At 67.5% G+C, this 24,952-nt stretch carries 23 protein-coding genes; 10 read left to right on the forward strand and 13 right to left on the reverse strand.

Annotated features, from left to right (window positions below):
• Positions 1 to 11: 11 nt before the first annotated feature.
• Positions 12 to 746, reverse strand: a complete 735-nt coding sequence (locus FG99_RS23105; RefSeq protein ID WP_043272483.1) for a siderophore-interacting protein — start codon at positions 744 to 746, stop codon at positions 12 to 14.
• A 77-nt stretch (positions 747 to 823) separates the two neighbouring features.
• Here FG99_RS23105 and FG99_RS23110 point away from each other — a divergent pair, with 77 nt between their 5' ends.
• On the forward strand, positions 824 to 1,252 hold the full coding sequence (locus FG99_RS23110) for a MarR family winged helix-turn-helix transcriptional regulator (protein ID WP_043272484.1): 429 nt from the start codon (positions 824 to 826) through the stop codon (positions 1,250 to 1,252).
• 377 nt (positions 1,253 to 1,629) lie between these two features.
• Here FG99_RS23110 and ppnN read toward each other — a convergent pair whose 3' ends face one another.
• The gene (gene ppnN, locus FG99_RS23115; RefSeq protein ID WP_043272485.1) at positions 1,630 to 3,006 is read right to left on the reverse strand and encodes a nucleotide 5'-monophosphate nucleosidase PpnN; all 1,377 of its coding nucleotides are present in this window, start codon (positions 3,004 to 3,006) and stop codon (positions 1,630 to 1,632) included.
• Between the two features lie 229 nt (positions 3,007 to 3,235).
• A complete protein-coding gene (locus tag FG99_RS23120; protein WP_009618378.1) occupies positions 3,236 to 4,138 on the reverse strand; it encodes an alpha/beta fold hydrolase in 903 nt (300 codons plus the stop codon).
• A 489-nt stretch (positions 4,139 to 4,627) separates the two neighbouring features.
• Between FG99_RS23120 and FG99_RS23125 the strand changes: the two genes are divergently transcribed.
• Both FG99_RS23125 and FG99_RS23130 read left to right on the forward strand, forming a co-directional pair.
• Positions 4,628 to 5,479, forward strand: coding sequence for a substrate-binding periplasmic protein (locus tag FG99_RS23125; RefSeq protein ID WP_043272486.1), 852 nt, complete (start codon positions 4,628 to 4,630; stop codon positions 5,477 to 5,479).
• Positions 5,476 to 8,358, forward strand: coding sequence for an HD domain-containing phosphohydrolase (locus FG99_RS23130; RefSeq protein ID WP_043272487.1), 2,883 nt, complete (start codon positions 5,476 to 5,478; stop codon positions 8,356 to 8,358). Before FG99_RS23125 ends, FG99_RS23130 begins: the two co-directional genes overlap by 4 nt.
• 648 nt (positions 8,359 to 9,006) lie before the next feature.
• Here the strand turns inward: FG99_RS23130 and FG99_RS23135 are convergent.
• Positions 9,007 to 10,080 carry an ABC transporter ATP-binding protein gene (locus tag FG99_RS23135; protein WP_043272488.1) on the reverse strand — a complete coding sequence of 358 codons (1,074 nt, stop codon included), beginning with the start codon at positions 10,078 to 10,080 and terminating at the stop codon, positions 9,007 to 9,009.
• 126 nt (positions 10,081 to 10,206) lie between these two features.
• On the reverse strand, positions 10,207 to 11,124 hold the full coding sequence (argF, locus tag FG99_RS23140; protein ID WP_043272489.1) for an ornithine carbamoyltransferase: 918 nt from the start codon (positions 11,122 to 11,124) through the stop codon (positions 10,207 to 10,209).
• Positions 11,125 to 11,450: 326 nt separating this feature from the next.
• Here argF and FG99_RS23145 point away from each other — a divergent pair, with 326 nt between their 5' ends.
• The 4 genes from FG99_RS23145 to FG99_RS23160 all read left to right on the forward strand — a co-directional run bounded on the left by FG99_RS23145 (position 11,451) and on the right by FG99_RS23160 (position 15,846).
• A complete protein-coding gene (locus FG99_RS23145; RefSeq protein WP_009618388.1) occupies positions 11,451 to 11,885 on the forward strand; it encodes a hypothetical protein in 435 nt (144 codons plus the stop codon).
• Between the two features lie 197 nt (positions 11,886 to 12,082).
• The gene (locus FG99_RS23150) at positions 12,083 to 14,176 is read left to right on the forward strand and encodes a molybdopterin oxidoreductase family protein (protein ID WP_043272490.1); all 2,094 of its coding nucleotides are present in this window, start codon (positions 12,083 to 12,085) and stop codon (positions 14,174 to 14,176) included.
• A gap of 103 nt (positions 14,177 to 14,279) precedes the next feature.
• Entirely contained in the window at positions 14,280 to 14,606 is a 327-nt protein-coding gene (grxD, locus tag FG99_RS23155) for a Grx4 family monothiol glutaredoxin (protein WP_009618392.1), read from the forward strand.
• A 79-nt stretch (positions 14,607 to 14,685) separates the two neighbouring features.
• Positions 14,686 to 15,846, forward strand: a complete 1,161-nt coding sequence (locus tag FG99_RS23160; protein ID WP_043272491.1) for an MFS transporter — start codon at positions 14,686 to 14,688, stop codon at positions 15,844 to 15,846.
• Between the two features lie 40 nt (positions 15,847 to 15,886).
• Here the strand turns inward: FG99_RS23160 and bfrB are convergent, their stop codons facing one another.
• From bfrB to pyrC, 4 genes are all read right to left on the reverse strand, one after another.
• Positions 15,887 to 16,363, reverse strand: coding sequence for a bacterioferritin BfrB (gene bfrB, locus FG99_RS23165; protein ID WP_009618404.1), 477 nt, complete (start codon positions 16,361 to 16,363; stop codon positions 15,887 to 15,889).
• A gap of 207 nt (positions 16,364 to 16,570) precedes the next feature.
• The gene (locus tag FG99_RS23170) at positions 16,571 to 16,786 is read right to left on the reverse strand and encodes a bacterioferritin-associated ferredoxin (RefSeq protein ID WP_009618406.1); all 216 of its coding nucleotides are present in this window, start codon (positions 16,784 to 16,786) and stop codon (positions 16,571 to 16,573) included.
• A 424-nt stretch (positions 16,787 to 17,210) separates the two neighbouring features.
• Positions 17,211 to 17,885: a ribonuclease T gene (gene rnt / locus FG99_RS23175; RefSeq protein WP_009618408.1), complete on the reverse strand. Its 675-nt coding sequence runs from the start codon at positions 17,883 to 17,885 to the stop codon at positions 17,211 to 17,213.
• On the reverse strand, positions 17,882 to 18,928 hold the full coding sequence (pyrC, locus tag FG99_RS23180) for a dihydroorotase (RefSeq protein ID WP_043272492.1): 1,047 nt from the start codon (positions 18,926 to 18,928) through the stop codon (positions 17,882 to 17,884). Before pyrC ends, rnt begins: the two co-directional genes overlap by 4 nt.
• 141 nt (positions 18,929 to 19,069) lie before the next feature.
• Between pyrC and FG99_RS23185 the strand changes: the two genes are divergently transcribed.
• The 3 genes from FG99_RS23185 (at position 19,070) to gloA (ending at position 21,892) form a co-directional block, all read left to right on the forward strand.
• Positions 19,070 to 20,071, forward strand: coding sequence for a flagellar protein MotY (locus tag FG99_RS23185; RefSeq protein ID WP_043272493.1), 1,002 nt, complete (start codon positions 19,070 to 19,072; stop codon positions 20,069 to 20,071).
• Between the two features lie 117 nt (positions 20,072 to 20,188).
• The gene (locus FG99_RS23190; RefSeq protein WP_043272494.1) at positions 20,189 to 21,406 is read left to right on the forward strand and encodes an argininosuccinate synthase; all 1,218 of its coding nucleotides are present in this window, start codon (positions 20,189 to 20,191) and stop codon (positions 21,404 to 21,406) included.
• A gap of 93 nt (positions 21,407 to 21,499) precedes the next feature.
• The gene (gene gloA, locus FG99_RS23195) at positions 21,500 to 21,892 is read left to right on the forward strand and encodes a lactoylglutathione lyase (RefSeq protein WP_009618415.1); all 393 of its coding nucleotides are present in this window, start codon (positions 21,500 to 21,502) and stop codon (positions 21,890 to 21,892) included.
• 791 nt (positions 21,893 to 22,683) lie between these two features.
• Here gloA and FG99_RS23200 read toward each other — a convergent pair.
• The 4 genes from FG99_RS23200 to rsxG form a co-directional block, all read right to left on the reverse strand.
• On the reverse strand, positions 22,684 to 22,863 hold the full coding sequence (locus tag FG99_RS23200; RefSeq protein ID WP_009620730.1) for a PA3496 family putative envelope integrity protein: 180 nt from the start codon (positions 22,861 to 22,863) through the stop codon (positions 22,684 to 22,686).
• 108 nt (positions 22,864 to 22,971) lie between these two features.
• Positions 22,972 to 23,610, reverse strand: a complete 639-nt coding sequence (gene nth / locus FG99_RS23205) for an endonuclease III (protein ID WP_009620729.1) — start codon at positions 23,608 to 23,610, stop codon at positions 22,972 to 22,974.
• Complete coding sequence (locus FG99_RS23210; RefSeq protein ID WP_043272495.1) at positions 23,607 to 24,314, reverse strand: electron transport complex subunit E; 708 nt, start codon at positions 24,312 to 24,314, stop codon at positions 23,607 to 23,609. Before FG99_RS23210 ends, nth begins: the two co-directional genes overlap by 4 nt.
• Positions 24,307 to 24,951 carry an electron transport complex subunit RsxG gene (gene rsxG, locus FG99_RS23215; protein ID WP_043272496.1) on the reverse strand — a complete coding sequence of 215 codons (645 nt, stop codon included), beginning with the start codon at positions 24,949 to 24,951 and terminating at the stop codon, positions 24,307 to 24,309. Before rsxG ends, FG99_RS23210 begins: the two co-directional genes overlap by 8 nt.
• Position 24,952 lies beyond the last annotated feature (1 nt).

Below are 24,952 nucleotides of genomic sequence, written 5' to 3' on the forward strand. Positions count from 1 at the left end.
GCGGGCGGGTTTCACTGGCTGAGTTCTTCGTGGTAGTCGGATTCACCCTGGCGCCAGTAGGCGGCGACGCGCATGGCTTCCTTCGCCTGGCCCTTCTCCAGCAGCAGGTTGCGCACGCGGACCATGGCCGCGGCCTCGCCGGCGCCCCAGGCGAAGCCTTCGCCGGCGGGCAGGCGCAGGGCCTCGACGGCGGCCAGCAGGGTTTCGCCGTCATCGAACCAGCGCAGTTCGAGGTCGGCGGCAGTGGTGAACTGGCGACGGTCGGCCGCCTCCACCTGCAGCAGGACGATGGCGCGGGTGCCGGCCGGCATTTCCTCCAGGCGCCGGTGCACGGCGGGCAGGCCGGTGGCGTCGGCGACGAACAGGTGCCAGGCGAAGTCCAGCGGGACGATCATCGAGCCGCGCGGGCCGCCGATCACCGCGTTGTCGCCGACCTGGGCGTGCTCGGCCCACTGGCAGGCCTTGCCGTGGCCGTGCAGGGCGAACTCCACGGTCAGCTCGCGGGCCTCGGCGTTGAAGCGGCGCGGGGTGTAGTCGCGGCGCACGATGCTGCCGTCGTCGTCCTCGAACATGAACTTGACGTGGTCGTCGAAGCCGGCGGAGACGAAATCGGCCAGGGCTTCGCCGGCGAAGGTGAGGCTGACGAAGTGCGGGCTGAGCTGTTCGCGGCGGGCGACCTGTACTTCGCGCATGCGCAGTTCGTGGCGGACGCGTTGCACGCGGCGTTGTTGGGTGGCTTGAGTCATGGGTGGCCCTCTTGGGCTATGGTTGATAATATCAACGATCATAAGAATCATTAGTTGATAAAGTCAACCGTATAGCCATGAAAGCCGACGACGTTCTCGAAACCATCCACTCCGTCATGCACCTGTACCGTTCGCGGCAATACCGCGAACTGCGCGACGGCCCCCATGACCTGACGCACATGGAATTCAAGGTGCTGGCCTTCTTCGCCCGCCGCCCGGGCGCCACCCAGCGCCAACTGGTGGAACACAGCGGCCGCGACAAGGCGCAGATCGCCCGGCTGATCCAGGGTCTGCGCAACCGTGGTTTGCTGGAGGGCAGCGCCGATGTGCTGGACAAGCGCAGCGTGTGCCTGAGCCTGAGCGCTGCGGGTCAGGCGGTTTACGCCGAGGTGGAAGGGCTGGGCCGGCATTTGTCGGAGGTGGCGGTGCGGGGGTTCAGCGCGCAGGAGCGGGAGCAGTTGCAGGGGTTGTTGGCGCGGGTGGAGGCGAATTTGCAGGGGGAGTGAGGGTGTTCTTTGTGGGGTGCTTGCCGGTGGTTTCGGTGTGTTGGGTGGGCGCCGCCCCTCTCCCCAGCCCTCGGCTGCGCGCCCCGCCCTGAAGGGAGAGGGGGCTAGTTCGTGCCGAGAGGAGGAATGGTTTCAGTTGGAAACCATTGATGTGGCCGGCTAACGCCATAACATCAAACCCTGCCCAACGGTCCCCTCTCCCTTCAGGGAGAGGGTTAGGGAGAGGGCGCGGAGGTTGGCATGGCAGCGGAGCCGCCGGTTACCTCGTTCGCGAGCAAGCTCGCTCCTACGAAAAGCTGGCCAATACCCGAGCGCAATAGCGGCTCCCGTAGGAGCGGGCCCTGCCCGCGATTCGCGCGCAGGGCGCGCGGCGTAACTCAGCCCTCCACCACCCGATAGCACGGCTCATACGCCGCCCCACCCGGCAGCTTCATCCGGTGCTGCTTGACGAACGCGTGCAGCAGTTCATCCAGGCGTCGCATCAGCGCGGGTTCGCCGTGGATTTCGTAGGGGCCGAATTCCTCGATGGCGCGCACGCCCTTTTCCTTGACATTGCCCGCGACTATCCCGGAGAACGCCCGGCGCAGGTTGGCGGCCAGTTCGTGGGCCGGCAGGTCGGTGCTCAGCTGCAGGGCGGCCATGTGCTCGTGGGTGGGGTCGAAGGGGCGCTGGAAGCCGACGTCGATCTTCAGCAGCCAGTTGAAGTGGAAGGCGTCGTTGCGCTCGCGGCGGAACTGCTTGACCTCCTTCAGGCCCTGGGCCATGTGCCGCGCCACTTCGGCCGGGTTGTCGACGATGATCTGGTAGCGCTGCTGCGCCGCCTCGCCCAGGGTGGCGCCGACGAAGGCGTGCAGCTGCTCGAAGTAGGCCGAGGCGCTGCGCGGGCCGGTGAGCACCAGGGGGAAGGGCAGGTCCTGGTTGTCCGGGTGCATGAGGATGCCCAGCAGGTAGAGGAATTCCTCCGCCGTGCCGACGCCGCCGGGGAAGATGATGATGCCGTGGCCGACGCGGACGAAGGCCTCCAGGCGCTTCTCGATGTCCGGCAGGATCACCAGTTCGTTGACGATCGGGTTGGGCGCCTCGGCGGCGATGATCCCCGGCTCGGTCAGGCCCAGGTAGCGGCCGCCGTGGTGGCGCTGCTTGGCATGGCCGATGGTGGCGCCCTTCATCGGCCCCTTCATCACGCCCGGGCCGCAGCCGGTGCAGACGTCCAGGTTGCGCAGGCCCAGCTCGTGGCCGACCTTCTTGGTGTACTTGTACTCCTCGGTGCTGATGGAGTGGCCGCCCCAGCACACGACTATCTTCGGCTCCACGCCCGGGCGCAGGGTGCGCGCGTTGCGCAGCAGGTGGAAGACGTAGTCGGTGATGCCTTGCGAGGTGTGCAGGTCGACGCGCTGGTTGTCCAGCTCGTTGGCGGTGTAGACGATGTCGCGCAGGGCGCTGAAGAGCATCTCGCGGGTGCCGGCGATCATCTCGCCGTCGACGAAGGCGTCGGCTGGCGCGTTGACCAGCTCCAGGCGCACGCCGCGGTCCTGCTGGTGGATGCGCACCTCGAAGTCGCGGTAGGCGTCGAGGATGGTCTTGGCGTTGTCGATGCGCGCGCCGGTGTTGAGGATGGCCAGGGCGCACTGGCGGAACAGTTGGTAGACGCTGCCCGTGCCGGCTTCGCTGAGTTGCTGGACTTCGCGCTGGGACAGGGTTTCGAGGGTGCCCTTGGGGCTGACCGAGGCATTGATGGTGGGTCTGGGGGACATTACAGCTTCCATTGGTGCGGATGCCCGGGAGGGCACCTGGGTACTCGACCGCGCGGGTGGCGGTGTCCTGCCCCGATATGGCCGCAAGGGCGGCCCGGTGAGGGTGGGGCTTAAGCGGATAGTAGTGCGTGGGGAGCGAGGCCGCGAGCCCTGCGGATTGCCATCACGGCTGCGGGAAGGCCTCGGCCACCCGCCGGGAAGGCGGGAGCCGGACGACGGGACGGGGCGTTCAGCCGGCCAGGGCGGCCAGCGGAATGCCTTCGTGGTTGGGCAGGTAGCCGTTGCCCAGGGACAGGCTGACCGGCTGGCGCTGCGGCTTGAGGAAGCCGAGCAGGGCATCGCGGGTGTCCTGCCAGCCCTGCTTGTGCTCGACATCGATGAAGTGCCCGGCATTGCGGATGGTGCGGAACTCGCAATCGCGGATCAGCTGCTGGAACAGCTTGGCCTCGGCCGGCGTGGTGTAGAGGTCCAGCTCGCCGTTGAGGAACAGCAGCGGGATGTCGATGGCCGCGAACTTCTCCATGTAGCTCTCGGCGCTGAGCTTGAGCACCTGGCAGACGTGGAAGTGCATCTGCCGGTACTCGTGCTCGTCCAGGCCGGCGACGTGGCGGAAGTTGTAGCGCTTGAACAGCTGCGGCAGGTAGCGGCCGATGGTGTCGTTGACCAGGTTGGCGATGTTCGGCCGGTCGCAGGCGCCCAGGTAGTCCAGGCCGCGGTGCAGGTAGTCGAGCATCGCGGCGTTGAGCAGCGGCGAGAAGGAACTGATCACCGCCTTGCGGATGCGGCTCGGGCGCTGCGCCAGGGCCAGCAGGGTGGCCACCCCGCCCCAGGAGAAGGACATCACCACGTCGGCGCGGTAGTGCTCGATCAGCCCGAGCAGCAGCTGCGCCTCGTATTCCTTGCTGATGAATTCGCGGCAGTCGTTGTGCGCCCTGGACCGGCCGGCATAGGGCTGGTCGTAGCAGACCACGTTGAAGTGCGGTTGCAGGTATTTCACCGTTTGCGCAAAGGAGGCGGTAGTAGCCAGCGAGCCGTTGACCAGGATGATGGTCTGGCGTGCTTCCCTGTTCGCGTGGAACTCCGTGTAGACCCGGTGTTGCAGAATTTCGACGACGGCGGTTTCCGGCCTCATGTCGCTTCCTCCATACGCAGCTCGAATGGATGCACCCACGATTGGGTACGAGAGAACTACCAGGCAGAAGGAAAGCGCCTTGAGGTGACAGCTTCATGTCACCTGGCGAAAGTTCATATTTCTTTTATTTTCAACAGCTTATAAGTGCAAAAGCGAAGCGCCGAACCTCTTCGGGAGGGCCGTGCGCGGGGCTTTCGAGGCAGGTAGGAAAGGCTGGGCGAGAAGTGCCGAGCGGAAAAAATCTTCTTGGACGTGATGCGTGACCGATGAGTCACGCATGGGCCAGAGTTAAGCAGGACGGTTCGCCCGCCGCAAGCCTGTGGCGGGCGTTTTCCCGCCGCCGCCGGGGTGGAATCCGACGAACTGCGTTTTTCCGGCAAAAGGCCAGCCTCCTATTACACTTTCCTACAGCTCTTTCTTACTAATTCTCCTGCCGCGGAAGAGGTCGTTGCGCTCCTCCCTGGCCGACACAACGGATGGGTCGGATTCATGGTCGTGCACCCTGTTTTGCGAACCGGGCTGGTTTTCGCCGTGCTGGCCTGCCCGGCCCCGCCCGCGGCTGCGGATGACCCCTACGGCTGCGCGCAACCGGTGCGCCTGGCGTTCTACCGCAACCAGGTGTTCTACCACGACGGCAAGGGCCTGGACGCTGACCTGGTGGCGGAGTTGGCGCGTCGCACCGGCTGCGCCTTCGAGGTCTCGGTGCGGCCGCGGGCGCAGATCTGGACGGCCCTGCAGCGCGGCGAACTGGACATGGCCACCAGCGCCGTGGCCACCGTCGAGCAGCGCCGCTACGCCTACTTCGTGCCCTACCTGCGCCTGCGCGAACGGCTGATCGTGCCGCTGGACCTGTCCGCCGACCTGCACAGCCTGGACGACTTCCATGCGCTGCCGGGCGTGCGCCTGGGCGCGGTCGCCGGCTACAACCACGGCCCCTACCTGGACGCCATGCTGCGCATCCTGCGCAGCGAGGGGCGGGTGCGCGAATACGTCGACGAGACGGCCTGCTTCAACGCCCTGCTGGGCGGCGAGGTGGACGGGCTGATCGGCCACGAACTGAGCCTGGCCGGGCTGCTCCACGAGCCGGCGCTGCGCCACCGCTTCCGTGGCATCGACGTGGCCCGCGGGCCCGGCGTGCCGCGCAGCCTGGTGCTGGCCCGCGGGCGTTTCAATGCGGCGCAGAGCGCGCAGTGGCAGCGCCTGTTCGAGGACCTGCGGCTGGACGGCTCGCTGGTCCGCATCTTCCTGCGCAACGCGCCGCTGGACGTCGCCGCGGCGCTTCTCGACAACGGCTACCGGCCGACCCCCGACGGGCAAGGCGGACAGGACGAGGCACCATGAGGGCAGACAAACGCGGCATCCCCCTGCAGGTCCTTGTGACCGGCGCCATCATCCTGAGCATGCTGGTGCTGGCCGTGTCCCTGCTGGTGCAGGGCTACCGGGGCGTGGAAGGGGCGTTGGTGACGGCGGCGGGGGAATCCGCAGCGCAGCTCGGGGTGACGGTCAACGAGCGCATCCGCCGGCTGCTCGACCCGGCGCAGAACACCCTGCGCCTGCTCAGCTACGACGGCATCTCGCAGACCGACAACCTGCCGGCGCGCCTGGAACGCCTGCCGATGCTGGCCGAGAACCTGCGCGCCAACCGCACCCTCAGCGCGCTCTACGTCGGCTACCCGAACGGCGAGTTCCTGCTGATCCGCGCCCTGCGCACGGCCAAGGCGCGCCAGGCGCTCAAGGCCCCGGAGAAGACCTTCTACCTGGTGCAGAGCCAGACCCTCGGCGAGCAGGGCGCGCTGGTCGGCGAGTGGCGCTTCTACGACGCGCGCCTGCAGCTGCTGCAGCGCCAGGAACGCCCCGACTACCGCTACGACCCGCGCCAGCGCCCCTGGTACAAGGACGCCTATGCCGGCAAGGGCACGGTGCTGACGCAGCCCTACGTGTTCTTCACCACCCAGGAGATCGGCCTGACCCTGGCCCTGCGCAGCGTCGACGGCGCGGCGGTGATCGGCATGGACGCCTCGGTGGACGACCTGGCCACCGAAATGGGCGGCCTGCGCCAGACCGCCAACACCGAGCTGGCGGTGCTCGGCGCGCAGAACACGGTGATCGCCTACCCGGACCTGGAGCGTTTGCTGCTGCACCGGGGCGACGAAGTGCGCCTGGCCCATCTCGACGAACTCGGCGTGCCCAGCCTGGAACGCCTGGTGGAGCTCGGCGGCCCGCCCGGCACGCCGCAGCGCTACCAGGTGGCGGGGCAGGACTGGTACGGCATCTGGGTGCCGCTGGTGAGTTTCGCCAGCGGCCAGGCGCGGGTGCTGATCGGCATCCCGGCCGACGAACTGCTGGCCGGCGCGCGGCAGATGCTGCTGCGCCAGGCCGCCTGGAGCGGCGCGCTACTGCTGGCCCTGCTGCTGCTCGGCTGGCTGATCGGCCGGCGCATCGCCCGCCCGCTGCGGGCCCTGGCCGACCAGGTGGGGGCGCTGGCGGCCTTCGACTTCGCCCGGCCGGTGGGCGTCGACTCGAAGATCCGCGAGGTGCGCGAGCTGAGCCGGGTGCTCGGCGGCATGTCGCGGACCATCCACAACTTCCAGGGCATCACCCTCAGCCTGAGCCGCGAGACGCGCCTGGACAGCATGCTCGCCGAGGTGCTGTCGCGCCTGGTGGTGGCCACCGGCGTGCAGGGCGGCGCGGTGTACCTGCTGCAGGAACAGGACAACCGCCTGGCGCAGGCCTGCGCGGTGAACGGCGAGCACTACCCGCAGTCGCTGCTCATCGAGGGCTTCGACGAGGCACAGTTGGCCAGCCTGCTGGACCAGGCCCTGAGCGGCCGCGGCCGGCACATGGAGGTGCCGCTGCGCAACCGCAGCGAGGAACTGCTGGGCATCCTGGTGCTGCAACTGCAGGAGGAGGGCGAGCGCCGGCGCACGCCGCGGCGGCCGTTCAAACGTTTCGTCGAGGAGCTGTCCGGCGCCGCCGCCGTGGCCATCGAGACGCGCCAGCTGATCGAGGCGCAGCAGCGCCTGCTGGACGCCATCATCAAGCTGCTGGCCGACGCCATCGACGCCAAGAGCCCCTACACCGGCGGCCACTGCGAGCGCGTCCCGCAACTGGCCGGCATGCTGCTGCAGAAGGCCATCGACGACCGCGATGGGCCCTACGCGGCCTTCGCCATGAGCGACGCCGAGCGCTACGAATTCCAGATCGCCGCCTGGCTGCACGACTGCGGCAAGATCACCAGCCCCGAGTACGTGGTGGACAAGGCCACCAAGCTGGAGACCCTGTACAACCGCCTGCACGAAGTCCGCATGCGCTTCGAGGTGCTCTGGCGCGACGCCGACATCCGCTACTGGCGCGGCCGCGCCGAGGGCGGCGAGGAAAGCCAGCTGCGCGAGCGGCGCGATGCCGAGCAGCAGGCGCTGCGCGAGGACTTCGCTTTCGTCGCCCAGGCCAACGTCGGCGGCGAGTTCATGAAGGACGAGGACATCGAGCGCCTGGCGCGCATCGGCGAGCGCCGCTGGTGGCGGCACTTCGACGACCGCATCGGCATTTCCCACGACGAAGCCGAGCGCCTGGCCGCGACGCCGGTCGAGCCGCTGCCGGCGGAGGAACGCCTGCTGGCCGACAAGCCCGCGCACCAGGTGCCCTGGGGCGAACGCAAGCCGCCGGTGGCCAAGGACGACCCGCGCAACACCTGGGGCTTCGACATGCGCCTGCCGGCCTTCGCCAGCCACTACGGCGAGCTGTACAACCTGGGCATCCGCCGCGGCACCCTGACCGACGAGGAGCGCTTCAAGATCAACGAGCACATCGTCCAGACGCTGATGATGCTCAGCGCGCTGCCGTTGCCCCGGCACCTGCGCCGGGTGCCGACCATCGCCGCCAACCACCACGAGAAGATGGACGGCACCGGCTACCCGCGGCGGCTGTCGGGCGAGGCGATGAGCATTCCCGAGCGGATCATGGCCATCGCCGACATCTTCGAGGCGCTGACCGCCGCCGACCGCCCCTACAAGGCGCCGAAGACGCTGTCCGAGTCGCTGAAGATCCTCGCCTGCATGGCCCGCGACCGTCATGTGGACGCGGGGCTGTTCCGGCTGTTCGTGGCCAGCGGCGTGTACCGCGAGTACGGCGAGCGCTTCCTGCGGCCGGAGCAGATGGACGTGGTGGACGAAGCGGCGGTGCTGGCCATCGTCGAGGCGGGGCAGGCGGAGAAGGCCTGAGCCGCGGCGTAATGCTGATCACTACGGCGTTATCCGCCGAATCGCGGACAGAGTCCGCTCCTACGGGGGAGGCATGCCGTGCTTCCCGGCAACCTGTAGGAGGCCCTGCCCGCGAAATCGCGCGCAGGGCGCGCTCCTACATGGAAATGGCGTGGGTGGGGCAGCGTAGGAGCGGATCTCATCCGCGAATCGCGCCGGATCGTCCGGCTATCGCGGACAAGGTCCGCTACGGGGGAGGCATACCGTGCTTCCCAGCAACCTGTAGGAGCGGGCCCTGCCCGCGATTCGCGCGCAGGGCGCGCTCCTACATGGAAATGGCGTGGGTGGGGCAGCGTAGGAGCGGATCTCATCCGCGAACCGCGCCGATATGCCCGGCCATCGCGGACAAGGTCCGCTACGGGGGAGGAATACCGTGCTTCCCGACAACCTGTAGCGGGCCCTGCCCGCGATTCGCGCGCAGGGCGCGCTCCTACATGGGAATGGCGTGGGTGGGGCAGCGTAGGAGCGGATCTCATCCGCGAATCGCGCCGGATTGTCCGGCTATCGCGGACAAGGTCCGCTCCTACGGGGAGGAATACTGTGCTTCCCGGCAACCTGTAGCGGGCCCTGCCCGCGATGGGATTCACCGGCACGAACAACGGGGCGGCGTCAGCGCGCCGAGTCCAGCGCCACGCTACCCTCGGCCTGGAACAGCACCAGGTGGTCGGCGGCCACGCCGATGCCCACTTCCTCGCCCGGCTGGTGGTCGGCATGGCTGGGGAAGATCGACTCCAGCAGGGTGCCGGTGGCCAGTTGCAGGCGGTACAGGGTTGCCGCGCCGAGGAACGACTTGCCGACGATGCGCGCCTTCAGGGTGCCCTGCGGGGCGTAGACGAGGTCGTCCGGGCGCAGCAGCACGTCCACCGCGCTGCCCTGGGGCAGGCTGTAGGCGCGGTTGCCGCGCAGCACGCCCAGTTCGGTCTGTACGCTGTCCGGGTCGAGCATCTGCCCGCGGATGAAGTAGCCCTGGCCGATGAAGCTGGCGACGAAGGGCGTCTGCGGCTCGTGGTAGAGGTTGAAGGGAGTGTCCCACTGCTCCAGGTGACCGTGCTTGAACACGCCGACCTGGTCGCTGACGGCGAAGGCCTCTTCCTGGTCGTGGGTCACCAGCACGGCGCTGGTGCCGCGCGCCTTGAGGATTTCGCGGACCTCGTGGCTGAGCTTGCGGCGCAGCTCCACGTCAAGGTTGGAGAAGGGCTCGTCGAGCAGCAGCAGCAGCGGCTCGGGGGCCAGCGCGCGGGCCAGGGCCACGCGCTGCTGCTGGCCGCCGGACAGCTCGTGGGGGTAGCGCCGGCCGAGCTTGTCGAGCTTCACCAGCTCCAGCAGCTCGGTGACGATGCGCCGGCGTTCGGGGTGTTTGCGGATGCCGAAGGCGACGTTGTCCTCCACCGTCAGGTGCGGGAACAGCGCGTAGTCCTGGAACACCATGCCGATGCGGCGCTTCTCCGGCGCCAGGGTGAAGCCGGGGCGCGAGATGGCTTCGCCGGCCAGGTGGATCTCGCCTGCCTGCACCGGCTCGAACCCGGCGATGGCGCGCAGGGTGGTGGTCTTGCCGCAGCCGGAAGGGCCCAGCAGGCAGCCGATGTCGCCGGCGTTCAGGTGCAGGCTGACGTCCTGCACCACGCGCTGCTGCCCATAGCCACAGGAGAGGTTTCTGAGTTCGAGCAACAGCGGTCGGGTCATGGATCGGGCCGTGGAGAAAGAAGCGGAGGCAGAGAGTTTACACGCGGCGAATGAGAATTACTCGCCGGCGCGAACGCGGCGACCCCGTGCCGCACGGCGGGCCGGGGCCGTGCGGCTGGGTGAAGGTCAGGCGTAGTGGGCGTGCTCGACCAGCAGTTCGAGCAGTGCCTTCTGCGCGTGCAGGCGGTTCTCCGCCTGGTCCCAGGCCACCGAACGCGGGTCGTCCAGCAGGTCCTCGCTGATCTCCTCGCCACGGTGCGCCGGCAGGCAGTGCATGAACAGCACGTCCGCGGCGGCGCCGTCGAGCAGTTCGCGGCTCACCTGGTAGGGGCGGAAGGTGCGCAGGCGCGCCTGGGCTTCGTCTTCCTGGCCCATGGAGGCCCAGACGTCGGTGCTCACCAGGTGCGCGCCGGCCATCGCCTCGCGCGGGTCGCGCACCACGCGCACGCGCTCGCCGGCCAGTTCCTGCAGCGCGGCGCTGGGCTCGTAGCCTTCGGGGCAGGCCACGCGCAGCTGGAAGTCGAAGCGGATGGCCGCCTCGATGTAGCTGTTGCACATGTTGTTGCCGTCGCCGATCCAGGCCACCGTCTTGCCGGCGATGCTGCCGCGGTGCTCGTGGAAGGTCTGCATGTCGGCCAGCAGCTGGCAGGGGTGCAGGTCGTCGGACAGGCCGTTGATCACCGGTACGCGGGAGTTGGCGGCGAACTCGGTGAGGGTGCTGTGGGCGAAGGTGCGGATCATCACCGCGTCGACCATGCGCGACATCACCTTCGCCGCGTCGGCGATGGGTTCGCCGCGGCCCAGCTGGGTGTCGCGCGGGGAGAGGAAGATCGCCTGGCCGCCGAGCTGGATCATGCCGGCTTCGAAGGAGATCCGCGTGCGGGTGGAGGCCTTCTCGAAGATCATGCCCAGCACGCGGTTCTTCAGTGGCTCGTAGAGCACGCCTCGGTCGCGCAGGTCCTTCAGCTCGCTGCCGCGGCGGATCAGACCGAGGAGTTCGTCGGTCGTGTAATCCAGCATCGAGAGGAAGTGCCTTGCGCTCATGATTCAGTACCTACTGCTTGTTCTCAGAGTTGCGACCGAGGGTCTGGCCGGCTTTTCGAGAAAAAACGGACTGAACCTGCGGCCTGACCGCATGCAGCGGAAATTTAGGGGGAAGACGCGATCCTATAAGGAAATTACGCATCCACGCAAGTTTGCCGCGGAGAGCCCCGCCGGGCCCGGTGACGGCGGGTTTCGGAACATTTCGCAAACGAACGGAAAGGTCCTATTGGGTCTGGCGAGCGGGACTACATAAATGCCCGCGTCTCCCTTGATAGCTTTTCGCCGCCGCCGAGTCCGGCGGCACAAGCCATTAGGAGAAGCTTTCAATGAAGAAACTATGGATGAGCACCGCCCTGGCAGCGGTGATCGTGACCGCCAGCGGTTGCACCAGCTACAACGTCAACCAGCCGTCGGCGCCCATGGATGGCGTGGTGAGCACCGACCTCAAGGCCGACGTCCGCGTCGGCGAGCCGATCACCGGCCAATCCTCGGTGAACATCCTGTTCGGCTTCCTCAAGTTCGGCGGCGACAACCAGTTCGCCGACGGCGTGGCCTACGGCGGCACCGACGGCGGCTCGCTGCTGTCCTTCGACCCGGTGTCCAGCGTCAAGTCCGCCGCGGCCTTCAAGGCCGTCAAGAGCTCCGGCGCCGACCTGATCGTTGCGCCGCGCTACGAGGTGTCGGTACAGGACTACTTCGTGTTCAAGAAGGTCGACGTCAAGGTCACCGGCAACAAAGGCAACATCGCCGGCATCCGCTGATGCCGGCACGGTCGGCATCCCCCCTCTGCCGACCGTCGTCCCCTGGTGGAGGGCCGGCCTCGTGCCGGCCCGATTCACGTCTATATCCCTCGATTCACTGCACTTAGGCTTGTGGCGTTCGCCGCGGCGCGGTTCCATAGTGCTCGCTCTGGTAACGACCGGCCCATGAAGGCCGGCGCAACAACAAGAGGCGAGCCATGAGCAAGACCCTCCACCACCGTGCGTGCCACCTGTGCGAGGCCATCTGCGGCCTGACCATCGAAACCGAGGAGCAGCGCATCCTGTCGATCAAGGGCGATGCGCAGGACAGCTTCAGCCGCGGCCACATCTGCCCCAAGGCAGTGGCCCTGCAAGACATCCAGAACGACCCCGACCGCCTGCGCCAGCCGATGCGGCGGGTCGGCGGCGAGTGGCAGCCGATCGCCTGGGACGAGGCCTTCGAGCTGGTCGCCGCGCGCCTGGCGGAGATCCGCGAGCGCCACGGCAACGACGCGGTGGCCGTGTACCAGGGCAACCCCAGCGTGCACAACTACGGGCTGATGACCCACAGCAACTACTTCCTCGGCCAGTTGAAGACGCGCAACCGCTACTCGGCCACCTCGGTGGACCAGCTGCCGCACCACCTGGTCAGCCAGCAGATGTTCGGCCACGGCCTGCTGATCCCCATCCCGGACATCGACCACACCGACTTCATGCTGATCCTCGGCGGCAACCCGCTGGCCTCCAACGGCAGCATCATGACCGTGCCGGACGTGGAGAAACGCCTCAAGGCCCTGAGGGCCCGCGGCGGCCGCCTGGTGGTGGTGGACCCGCGGCGCACCGAGACCGCGGCGCTGGCCGACCAGCACCTGTTCATCCGTCCGGGGCAGGACGCGGCGCTGCTGCTGGGCATCCTCGACGTGTTGTTCGGTGAGCACCTGGGGCGCGCCAGCCACCTGCCGGTGGTTGGGCTGGAGGAGGTGCGCGCGGCGCTGGCGCCCTTCGGCGTCGAGGCCATGGCGCAGCGCTGCGGCGTGCCGGTGGCGAGCATCCGCGAGCTGGCCCGGGACTTCGCCGCCGCCGACAAGGCGGTGTGCTACGGGCGCATGGGCGTTTCCACCCAGCGCTTCGGCACCCTCTGCCAATGGCTGGTGCAACTGATCAACCTGGTCACCGGCAACCTCGACCGCGTCGGCGGCAGCCTCTGCACCACGCCGGCCGTGGACCTGGTGGCGAGCACTTCCGGCGGCGCCTTCGGCCGCTGGCGCAGCCGGGTGTCCGGCCTGCCGGAGTACGGCGGCGAGCTGCCGGTGGCGGCCCTGGCCGAGGAAATGCTCAGCGAGGGCGAGGGCCAGATCCGCGCGCTGATCACCGTGGCCGGCAACCCGGTGCTCTCCACCCCCAACGGGCGGCGCCTGGAGCAGGCCCTGGACGGCCTGGAGTTCATGCTCGCCATCGACCTCTACATCAACGAGACCACGCGCTACGCCGACCTCATCCTGCCGCCCACCGCGCCGCTGGAGCACGAGCACTACGACAGCACCTTCAACGTCTTCGCGGTGCGCAACGTCACCCGCTTCAACGAGGCGGTGCTGCCCAGGCCCGCCGGCGCGCTGCACGACTGGGAGATCTTCGTCGGCCTGGCCAAGGCCTATGCTGCGCGCCAGGGCACCGAGCTGAAGCCGACCGTGGCGCCGGAACAGATGATCGACATGGGCCTGCGCTTCGGTCCCTATGGCGATGCCAGCGAGCACAAGCTCAGCCTGGCGCGGCTGCGCGAGCATCCCCACGGCCTCGACCTGGGCCCGCTGCGGCCGAACCTGGCGGCGCGCCTGAAGACTCCCAGCCGGCAGGTGGAAGCCGCGCCGGCGTTGTTCCTCGCCGACCTCGGGCGCTTCGCCGACACCCCGGCGCCGGCCGAGGGCCAGTTGCTGCTGATCGGCCGCCGCCACGTGCGCAGCAACAACTCCTGGATGCACAACTACCACCGCCTGGTGAAGGGCAAGCCGCGCCACCAGTTGCTGATGCACCCCCGGGACCTGGCCAGCCGCGGCCTGGTGGACGGCCAGCGGGTGCGGGTGCGTTCGCGGGTGGGCAGCGTCGAGATCGAGGTGGCGGCCAGCGACGAGGTGATGGCCGGCGTGGTCAGCCTGCCCCACGGCTGGGGCCATGCGCGCCCCGGCGTGCAACTGGCCATTGCCAGCGAGCAGGGCGGCGCCAGCGCCAACGACCTGACCGACGAGCGCCACCTCGACGCGCTGTCCGGCAACGCCGCGCTCAACGGCGTGCCGGTGGAGGTGGAGGCGGCCTGAGTCGCGCGGCAAAGCCGAGCGCTGTGCTCGGCTTTCCGGTACACTGTCGGCAAAGTACCGGCTGCATTGCCGGGCAGTAGCGAAGTTCAGCCGAGGTTAGCCAATGGACATCATCGATACCATCAAAGAGCAGATCGCCAACAACCCCATCCTGCTGTACATGAAAGGTTCGCCGAACGCTCCGCAGTGCGGTTTTTCCGCCCGTGCCGCGCAGGTGCTGATGGCCTGCGGCGAGAAATTCGCCTACGTGGACATCCTGCAGAACCCGGAAATCCGCGCCAACCTGCCGAAGTACGCCAACTGGCCGACCTTCCCGCAGCTGTGGGTGGGGGGCGAACTGGTCGGCGGTAGCGACATCCTCGTCGAGATGTTCGAAAAGGGCGAACTGCAGCCGCTGATCAAGCAGGCCGTCGGCAAGACCGAAGCCTGATCGCAGGCGTAGTCGCCGTAGCGAAGAACCCCGCGCCAGCGCGGGGTTTTTCATTTGTGCGGAGAAAGGATTCGAACCGATGGACGACCGCAAGAGAGCCCGCGCGGCCCGCTGGGCCTGCGCCTTCTGCTTCGGCGCCGGCGGGCTGGTGCATGGCAGCGCCATGGGGCGCATCCCGGCGCTGAAGAACCTCGCCGGCGTCGACGAACAGGGCCTGGGCCAGGCGCTGCTGGGCGCCGGGCTCGGCGCATTGCTGGCGTTCTCCTTCGCCGGCTCCCTGGTGCGGCGCCTCGGCAGCCGGCGGGTGACCCTGGCCAGCGCCGCGGCGCTGCTGCTGGTGTTCCCGCTGCTGGGCCTGTGCCAGAGCTGGTGGGCGCTGGCTCTCGCGCTGCTGCTGGTAGGGCTGACCTTCGCCACCCTGGACGTGGCGATGAACACCCAGGCGGTGGAGGTGGAGCGCCTGCTGGGCCGGCCCTGCCTGTCCAGCCTGCATGGCATGTACAGCCTCGGCGGCCTGCTCGGCGCGCTGGGCGCGGCCTTGCTGGCGGGGTTCACACCGTTCTGGCACTTCAGCCTGCTCGCCGCGCTGGCGCTGCTGGCCCTGCCGCTGTTCGGCCGGCGCCTGCTGGAAGGGCGCAGCGAACCTCAGGCCGACGCGCAACCGCGCCGGCGGGGGCTCCGGCTGCCGCCGGCGGCGCTGGTCGGCCTGGGGCTGCTGACGCTCTGCGCCTTCGTCTCCGAAGGCGCGGTGGCGGATTGGAGCGCGCTGCTGCTGCACAGCGTGCTGGGCGCTTCGGAGCGGATGGCCGCGCTAGGCTTCGCCGCCTTCTCGGCGACCATGGTGATCGGCCGGCTGTTCGGCGACCGGTTGCGCGTGCATGTCGCCGACGTGGCCCTGGTGCGGGGGCTCAGCCTGCTGGCCATCGCCGGCATGCTGCTGGCGCTGTTCGGCGGCCGCGTCGAGTTCTCGGTGGCGGGCTTCGCCCTGGTCGGCCTGGGCCTGTCGGTGGTGGTGCCGATCCTCATCGGCGCGGCCGGCAACCGGCCGGGCGTGGAGGCATCGAGCGGGGTCGCGGCGGTGGCGTCGTTCGGTTATGGCGGGCTGCTTCTGGGGCCGCCGCTGATCGGCATCCTGGCCGAGCACATCGGCCTGCGCCAGGCGTTGCTGGTGGTGGTGGGGCTGTGCGCGGGGCTGCTGTTCTGGGCGCACCTGGTGCGCCGCCCGCAGCAGGCGGGGTAGGGAAGGGCGGGGGCGCCGCGCGAGGCGGCGCCCGCAACCGTCAGTCGTCTTCGTGCATGTGCGACTGCAGGTAGTTCTCCAGGCCGACCTTCTGGATCAGGCCGAGCTGGGTCTCCAGGTAGTCGATGTGCTCTTCCTCGGATTCGAGGATGTTCTTGAGCAGGTCGCGGCTGACGTAGTCATGCACGCTTTCGCAATGCACGATGGCGTCGCGCAGGTCCTTCGCGGCCTTGAGTTCCAGGTTCAGGTCGCACTGCAGCATTTCCTGGGTGTTCTCGCCGACCAGCAGCTTGCCCAGGTCCTGCAGGTTGGGCAGGCCCTCGAGGAAGAGGATGCGCTCGATGAGCTTGTCCGCATGCTTCATCTCGTCGATCGACTCGTGGTACTCGTGGGCGCCGAGGCGCTTCAGGCCCCAGTCGTTCCACATGCGCGAGTGCAGGAAGTATTGATTGATGGCGATCAGCTCGTTACCGAGGACCTTGTTCAGATGCTGGATGACTTTCTTGTCGCCTTTCATGCCGAGTCCTGCCGTGTGGAGTGGGTAGGACTGGAATTTTCGCCCTCTTATAACCGGATGTCAAACGTAAGCTATTGATTTAGTTATAAAAAGGAATATGAATACGAATGTTTTCATTCCGCAGTTAGACGCTAAATCCTTGAATTGCGGGCATAAAAAAACCGGGCCTGGGCCCGGTTCTTCTGGCGTATGCCGAATCGGCATCGCTCAACTGGCGGCATAGGCCAGCGAGTAGTTCATCGTTTGTGCGCCCTGCAGGTCGCCGAGGGTCTCGCGGACCACCTGCTTGGCGAGGCAGGCGCACTTGCCGCACTGAGTGCCGACGCCGGTGCTTTCACGCACTTCGCGGTAACTGCAGCATCCCTCATAGATCGCGTCGCGGATCTGGGTATCGGTAACACCTTGGCAGAGGCAGACGTACATGGATGGCACTACTGGTGTGGGGTTGTTGGCGTCGATACTAATGTTAATGAGAATGATTGTCAAAGCTTGAGAGAAGACTTTTTGGCGTGTCGACGAACGGTCTTTCGGGGGGGAAGGGCCCAATCGCGGACGGAGTCCGCTCCTACGGTTCCAGGAAGCATGGCTTTTCGTAGGATGGTGTTGAGCGAAGCGATACCCATCACCACGGCAGCATGGGTATCGCAAGCTCAACCCATCCTACGAAGAGCACCTCGGCGTAAGCCTGAGGTTCAGGGAGGTACGGGCGTAGGAGCGGACTCCGTCCGCGATGGGGTTCACCGGCCACGCCGGACGCCCCGGTGGCACGAACAGCCCCAGGCATCGATCCAATAAAAAAGCCCCGCATCGGCGGGGCTTTCTCATAGCAAAGGGCCAAGAACAAGGATCAGTCCTCATCCTCCATCCACCCACCGCATTCCTTCCAGCGGTTGACGATCCCGCAGAACAGCTCCGCGGTCTTCTCGGTGTCGTAGCGCGCCGAGTGCGCCTCGCGGTTGTCGAACTCCATGCCGGCGGCCTGGCAGGCTTTGGCCAGGACCGTCTGGCCGTAGGCCAGGCCGGCGAGGGTGGCGGTGTCGAAGCTGGAGAAGGGGTGGAACGGGTTGCGCTTGATCCCGGTGCGGTTCACCGCGGCGTTGAGGAAGCCCAGGTCGAAGCTGCTGTTGTGGCCGACCAGGATCGCCCGCTTGCAGCCGTTGGCCTTCAGCGACTTGCGCACGCCACGGAAGATCTCGGTGAGCGCCTGCTCCTCGGCCACCGCCATGCGCAGCGGGTGGTCGAGCTTGATGCCGGTGAACTCCAGGGCCGCCGGTTCGATGTTGGCGCCTTCGAAGGGCTCGACGCGGAAGAAATGGGTATGTTCCGGGAACAGGTAGCCGTTCTCGTCCATGCCGATGGTCACCGCGGCGATTTCCAGCAGGGCGTCGGTGGCGCAGTTGAAGCCGCCGGTCTCGACGTCCACCACCACCGGCAGGTAGCCGCGGAAGCGGCGCGCCATGGGGTGGCGCGGGCCGGGGGGAAAGTTGCCGTCGAACTCTTCTTCGTAATGCTCCTCGCTCATGCGCCGGCCTCCAGCAGGCGCCAGCGCAGTTTTTCGCCGGCGCGCAGGGGCACCACCTCATGGTCGCCGAAGGGCAGGCTGGCGGGCGCCTGCCACTCCTCGCGGACCAGGGTGATGCTGTCGGCGTTGCGCGGCAGGCCGTAGAAGTCCGGGCCGTGGAAGCTGGCGAAGGCTTCCAGCTTGTCCAGGGCGTTGCGCTGCTCGAAGGCCTCGGCGTACATCTCGATGGCGGCGTAGGCGGTGTAGCAGCCGGCGCAGCCGCAGGCCGCTTCCTTGGCGTGGCGGGCGTGGGGCGCCGAGTCGGTACCGAGGAAGAACTTCGGGCTGCCGCTGGTGGCGGCGTCGAGCAGGGCTTCCTGGTGCACGTTGCGCTTGAGGATCGGCAGGCAATAGAAGTGCGGGCGGATGCCGCCGACCAGCATGTGGTTGCGGTTGTACAGCAGGTGGTGGGCGGTGATGGTGGCGCCGACGTTGGCCGGGGCGGCCAGGACGAACTGCGCCGCATCGCCGGTGGTGATGTGCTCGAACACCACCTTGAGCGTCGGGAAGCGCTCGACCACGCGGGCCAGGTGCTCGTCGATGAAGCGCTTCTCGCGGTCGAACACGTCCACCTCGGCGCGGGTCACCTCGCCGTGCACCAGCAACGGCAGGCCGACCTCGGCCATGGCCTCGAGCACGTGGAAGATGTTGTCGATGCTGGTCACGCCGGAATCGGAGTTGGTGGTGGCGCCGGCCGGGTACAGCTTGGCCGCGTGGACGAAGCCGCTGGCCTTGGCGTTGCGCACGTCCTCGGCACTGGTGCGGTCGGTGAGGTAGAGCACCATCAGCGGTTCGAAGCGGCTGCCGGCCGGGCGCGCGGCGAGGATGCGCTGGCGGTAGGCGTCGGCTTCGCCGGCGTTGCGCACCGGCGGCACCAGGTTGGGCATGACGATGGCGCGGCCGAAGGTGCGCGCGGCATCGCCGACGGTCTGGGCGAGGGCGGCGCCGTCGCGCAGGTGGATGTGCCAGTCGTCGGGGCGCAGCAGGGTCAGGCGGTCGGACATGGGGATACCAGAGGACGATTTGCAGCGGAATTGAAGTGGGGAAATGCTACCGGAAAAGCCCGCCGCCGGCACTCGCTATCAAGTTTCGCCGGGACCGTCCGATATCTCCTGGGTACTTTCCAGCATTACCCGGAGCTGTCCGTGCGCCATTCCTACTTTCTCCTGCTCGGCCTGTGCGCCAGCCTGCCGGCCTGGGGGCTGACCTTCCAGACGCGCCTGGAGAACGCGCGCTGGACGGCGGCGGGCGACCAGTTCGAATGCCGCCTGTCGCAACAGGTGGACGGCTTCGGCGTCGGCGAGTTCGTCTGGCGCGCCGGCGAGCAGCCGACCTTCCGCCTCAAGCCGCAGCGCAACTGGGCCGGCGGCGGTTCGGCGACGCTCCTGGCGGCGGCGCCGCCGTGGCGGCCGACCCAGGGCGACATCAACCTGGGCTCGGTGGCCCTGGTCGCCGGCGATGTGCCCTTCACCAGCAGCCAGCAGCAGGCCGGGCGCCTGCTCGACGGCGTGCTGGAAGGGCGCAGCCCCGAGGTGCGCTTGCGCGCCATGGGCGGCCAGGACCTGCGGGTACGCCTGCTGCCGGCGCGTTTCGCCGATGGCTACGCGCAGTTGCAGGATTGCTCGACGAAGATGCTGCCGGTGAACTTCGAGCAGGTGCGCCAGGCGCAGGTCGGCTTCCCCGGCGGCGGCGACGCCCTGGACGCCGTGGCCCGCGCCAAGCTGGACATCGTCCTGCAGTACCTCAAGGCCGACCCGACGGTGAACCGCATCGAGCTGGACGGCCATTCCGACAACAGCGGCAACCGCCTGAGCAACCGCGACATCTCGCGGCGCCGCGCGGTGGCGGTGATGGAGTACCTCAAGGCCCACGGCGTGCCCGAGGAGCAGATCACCGTGCGCTTCTACGGCGAGCGCTACCCGCTGGTGAAGAACAACTCCGAGGCCAACCGCGCGCGCAATCGCCGGGTGACCCTGCACCTGTCCCGCGAGGCCGTGCCGGAAACCCCGCCGGCGCCCGCCGCCGCGCCCAGCGCGACGCCGCCCGCGCCGCCAGCCCCCGCGCCCGCTGCCCCGCAGGCCAAGACACCGGCCGGCAATGCCCCGGCCTCGGCGCCGCCGGGCCAGTCGCCAGCACGCGGCGCCTAGTCGCACTCACGATAGAATCTGTCGCTTTGTCGTCAAAAGCTGTCGCGCCTCTGTAATTTCCTGAAGCGCGGCAGTAGAATCGGGGGTTTTCGTGACAACCCCCCGTGGAGTGATGGCATGGCGGACGTGAAGAAGGTAGTCCTGGCGTATTCCGGTGGCCTGGATACCTCGGTGATTCTCAAGTGGCTGCAGGATACTTATAACTGCGAAGTGGTGACCTTCACTGCCGATCTCGGCCAGGGTGAAGAGGTCGAGCCTGCCCGCGCCAAGGCTAAGGCCCTGGGTGTGAAGGAAATCTACATCGAGGACCTGCGAGAAGAGTTCGTCCGCGACTTCGTCTTCCCGATGTTCCGCGCCAACACCATTTATGAAGGCGAGTACCTGCTGGGTACTTCCATCGCCCGTCCGCTGATCGCCAAGCGCCTGATCGAGATCGCCAACGAGACCGGCGCCGACGCCATCTCCCACGGCGCCACCGGCAAGGGCAACGACCAGGTGCGCTTCGAACTGGGCGCCTATGCGCTCAAGCCGGGCGTCAAGGTCATCGCCCCCTGGCGCGAGTGGGACCTGCTGTCCCGCGAGAAGCTGATGGACTACGCCGAGACCCACAGCATCCCGATCGAGCGCCACGGCAAGAAGAAGTCGCCGTACTCCATGGACGCCAACCTGCTGCACATCTCCTATGAAGGCGGCGTGCTGGAAGACACCTGGACCGAGCACGAAGAAGACATGTGGAAGTGGACCGTCTCCCCGGAGAAGGCCCCTGACGCCCCCACCTACATCGAGCTGACCTACCGCAAGGGCGACATCGTCGCCATCGACGGCAAGGAAATGACCCCGGCGCAGGTGCTGACCGAGCTGAACCGCATCGGCGGCGCCAACGGCATCGGCCGCCTCGACATCGTCGAGAACCGCTATGTCGGCATGAAGTCCCGCGGCTGCTACGAGACCCCCGGCGGCACCATCATGCTCAAGGCCCACCGCGCCATCGAGTCGATCACCCTGGACCGCGAAGTCGCTCACCTGAAGGACGAGCTGATGCCGCGCTACGCCAAGCTGATCTACACCGGCTACTGGTGGAGCCCGGAGCGCGAGATGCTGCAGCAGATGATCGACGCCTCCCAAGAGTACGTGAACGGCGTGGTGCGCCTGAAGCTGTACAAGGGCAACGTCATCGTGGTTGGCCGCAAGTCCGACGACTCGCTGTTCGACGCCAACATCGCGACCTTCGAGGAAGACGGCGGCGCCTACAACCAGGCCGACGCCGCGGGCTTCATCAAGCTCAACGCGCTGCGCATGCGCATCGCCGCGAACAAGGGCCGCAAGCTGTTCTGATAAGCTTGCCAGCCTGAGCCAGACAAGCCCCGGCCACGAGCCGGGGTTTGCTTTTATGCGCCCGAAACGGGCCGGATGAGGAGAACGACCCCCATGAGACTGCTGCATACCATGCTGCGCGTCGGCGATATGGACAAGTCCATCGCCTTCTACACCGAAGTCCTGGGCATGACCCTGCTGCGCCGCAAGGACTACCCGGACGGCCAGTTCACCCTGGCCTTCGTCGGCTACGGCGCCGAGGACGAGAACAGCGTCATCGAGTTGACCTACAACTGGGGCGTGGACAAGTACGAGCTGGGCACCGGCTACGGCCACATCGCCCTGGAAGTGGACGACGTCTACAAGGCCTGCGAGGACATCCGCTCGCGCGGCGGCAAGATCACCCGCGAGCCGGGCCCGATGAAGCACGGCACCAGCATCCTGGCCTTCGTCGAGGACCCGGACGGCTACAAGATCGAGCTGCTGTCGCCGCAGCGCAAGGACTGAGCCGGAAAAACGAAGCCCCGCCACGGCTACGGCGTTATCCGCCGAATCGCGGACAAGGTCCGCTCCTACCGCATGAGCGAGCATGGCTTTCGTAGGATGGTGTTGAGCGAAGCGATACCCATCACCGCAACCGCATGGGTTTCGCAAGCTCAACCCATCCTACGAAGAGCACTTCGGTGCAGCCTGTAAGACAGTTGTTCCTACAGGTTGATGCCGAACTTCCCGTCCATGCCGGACAGCCCCCTCTCCCGCTTGCGGGAGAGGGTTGGGGAGAGGGAACGGAGTCAGTCCGATGCACCGTTGCCGCCGGTGAACACCTTTCGCGGACAAGGTCCGCTCCTACCGCATGAGCGAGCATGGCTTTCGTAGGATGGTGTTGAGCGAAGCGATACCCATCACCGCAACCGCATGGGTTTCGCCAAGGCTCAACCCATCCTACGAAAAGCGTCTCGGCGCGGCCGGCAAGACAGTTGCTCCTACGACTCCAGGAAGCGCGGCTTTTCGTAGGATGGCGTTGAGCGAAGCGATACCCATCACCGCAACCGCATGGGTATCGCAAGCTCAACCCATCCTACGAAAAGCCCCTCGGCGTAAGCCTAAGGTTCAGGGAGGCACGGGCGTAGGAGCGGACTTTGTCCGCGATTGGGTTCACCGGCCACGCCGCACGCCCCGGAGGCACGAACAGCCAGAGGGCTGGGGCGAGGGGGCGGAGCCGGGATCAGGCGCCATGGCCGCGCCGGAAAAACGAAGCCCCGCCAAGTGCGGGGCTTTTTTCAGCTTGGGCGCAAGGCTCAGAGATCGAAATCGTAGTCCGACAGCTGGCGCTGCAGGCGGCGCTCTTCGAGGTAGTTGTCGATGATGCGGCGCTTGGTGAGGTTGGTCTTGGCGACTTCGACGACGGCTTCGACGCTGTCGTCGGCATCGTCGGTGCTCACTTCGTCTTCGAGCTCGAGATCTTCTTTATCGGCCATAACGATCACTCCAACGTGCGGGGTGTGCTTGGCGCCCCTTATAGCGACAAAGCTCGGGGCGGTAAAAAAGATTTTTTCAATGAGCAGCGATGCTTTTGACGATAGCACTCAATCGTCGGAAGTCTTGTGCTTGTACTCGCACAGGTCCTCGATGCGGCAGCTGCCGCACTGCGGCTTGCGCGCCTTGCAGACGTAGCGGCCATGCAGGATCAGCCAGTGGTGGGCGTCCAGCAGGTATTCCCTGGGCACGAACTTGAGCAGCTTGCGCTCCACCTCCAGGACGTTCTTCCCCGGCGCGATGTTGGTGCGGTTGGCGACGCGGAAGATGTGCGTGTCCACCGCCATGGCCAACTGGCGGAAGGCGGTGTTGAGCACCACGTTGGCGGTCTTGCGCCCGACGCCGGGCAGGGCCTCCAGGTCCTCGCGGTTCTCCGGCACCTTGCTGCCGTGCTTCTCGATGAGGATGCGGCAGGTCTCGATGACGTTCTTCGCCTTGCTGTTGTACAGGCCGATGGTCTTGATGTACTCCGACAGCCCGTCCACGCCCAGGGCGTAGATGGCTTCGGGGGTGTTGGCCACCGGGTAGAGCTTGGCCGTGGCCTTGTTCACCCCGACGTCGGTGGCCTGGGCGGAGAGGATCACCGCGATGAGCAACTCGAAGGGCGAGTCGTAGGCCAGCTCGGTCTTGGGGTCGGGGTTGTCTTCTCGCAGTCGGCGGAAAATCTCCGCGCGCTTGGCGGCATTCATTCGATCACTCCGGTCACGCGGACGCGCTGGCGCTCTGCGGCGGGTACGTTGCCCGCCTGCGCCTTGGCGCGTTCCGCCAGGCTTTCATCGATACGGTTCTTCAGGGCTATCAGCAGGCCCAGCAGGAGGAAGGCGCCGGGCGGCAGCACGGCGAGCAGAAAGCCCTGGTAGTCGGCTATCTGCAGCTTCCAGCCGGCGGCGGCCGGGCCGAACAGCAGGTTCATGTCGGCCAGCAGGGTGCCGTGGCCGATGAGTTCGCGCAAGGTGCCCAGCACCAGCAGCACCAGGGCGAAGCCGGTGCCGGTCATCAGGCCGTCGAAGGCCGCGCGGGCCACGCCGTTGCGCGCAGCGAAGGCCTCGGCGCGGCCGAGGATCACGCAGTTGGTGGTGATCAGCGGGATGAAGATGCCGAGGATCTGGTACAGCTCGTAGGTCCAGGCCTGCATCAGCAGTTCGATGCAGGTGGTCAGCGCGGCGATGATCAGCACGAACACCGGCAGCCGCACCGCCTCGCCGACCCAGCGGCGCGTCGCGGAGATGGCGGCGTTGGAGCAGGCCAGCACGAAGATGGTCGCCAGGCCCAGGCCGAGGGCGTTGACCATGGAGTTGCTGGTGCCCAGCAGCGGGCACAGGCCCAGCAGCTGGACCAGCCCGGGGTTGTTCCGCCACAGGCCCTGGCGGGCGATCTCGCGGTAGCTATTCATGTTGTTCGCCTCTGGCCGCCGGCGCGAGCAGCGCGGCCTTGTGCGCATCGAAATACTGCAGCGCCTTGTGCGTGGCCTTGACCACGGCGCGCGGGGTGACGGTGGCGCCGGCGAACTGGTCGAACCGGCCGCCGTCCTTCTTCACCTTCCAGCCGGCCTCGTCCGGGTCGGCCAGGGAGCGGCCGTCGAAGCCGTGCAGCCAGTCGCTCTTGCCCGGCTCGATCTTGTCGCCCAGGCCCGGGGTTTCCTTGTGCGCCACCACGCGCACGCCGAGCAGGCGGCCTTCGGCGCTGACCCCCACCAGCAGTTCGATGGCGCCGCTGTAGCCGTCCGGCGCGGTGGCCGGGAGTATGACGCCGGTGGCGCGGCCCTGCAGGCGGGCGACGAAGGCCTGGGCCGGCTGCGGCTTGCCCAGCAGCTTGGGCTCGAAGACTTCGACGGGGGCGTCCAGTGGGTGGTTGTCGTAGCTGCCCGGCGGCAGCAGTTCCAGCAGCAGGCGCCCGCGCGCCTCGCGCTGGGCCTGCTCGATGCGCGCCTGGGTGAACTGGTGGATCACCGCCACCAGGCCGACGCAGAGCACCGCGAAGGCCCCCAGCAGCAGGGCGTTCTTCAGCATGGAACGGCGGCTGTCGGCCATC

This window comes from Pseudomonas sp. AAC, assembly GCF_000725445.1.
Classification (GTDB): domain Bacteria; phylum Pseudomonadota; class Gammaproteobacteria; order Pseudomonadales; family Pseudomonadaceae; genus Pseudomonas; species Pseudomonas citronellolis.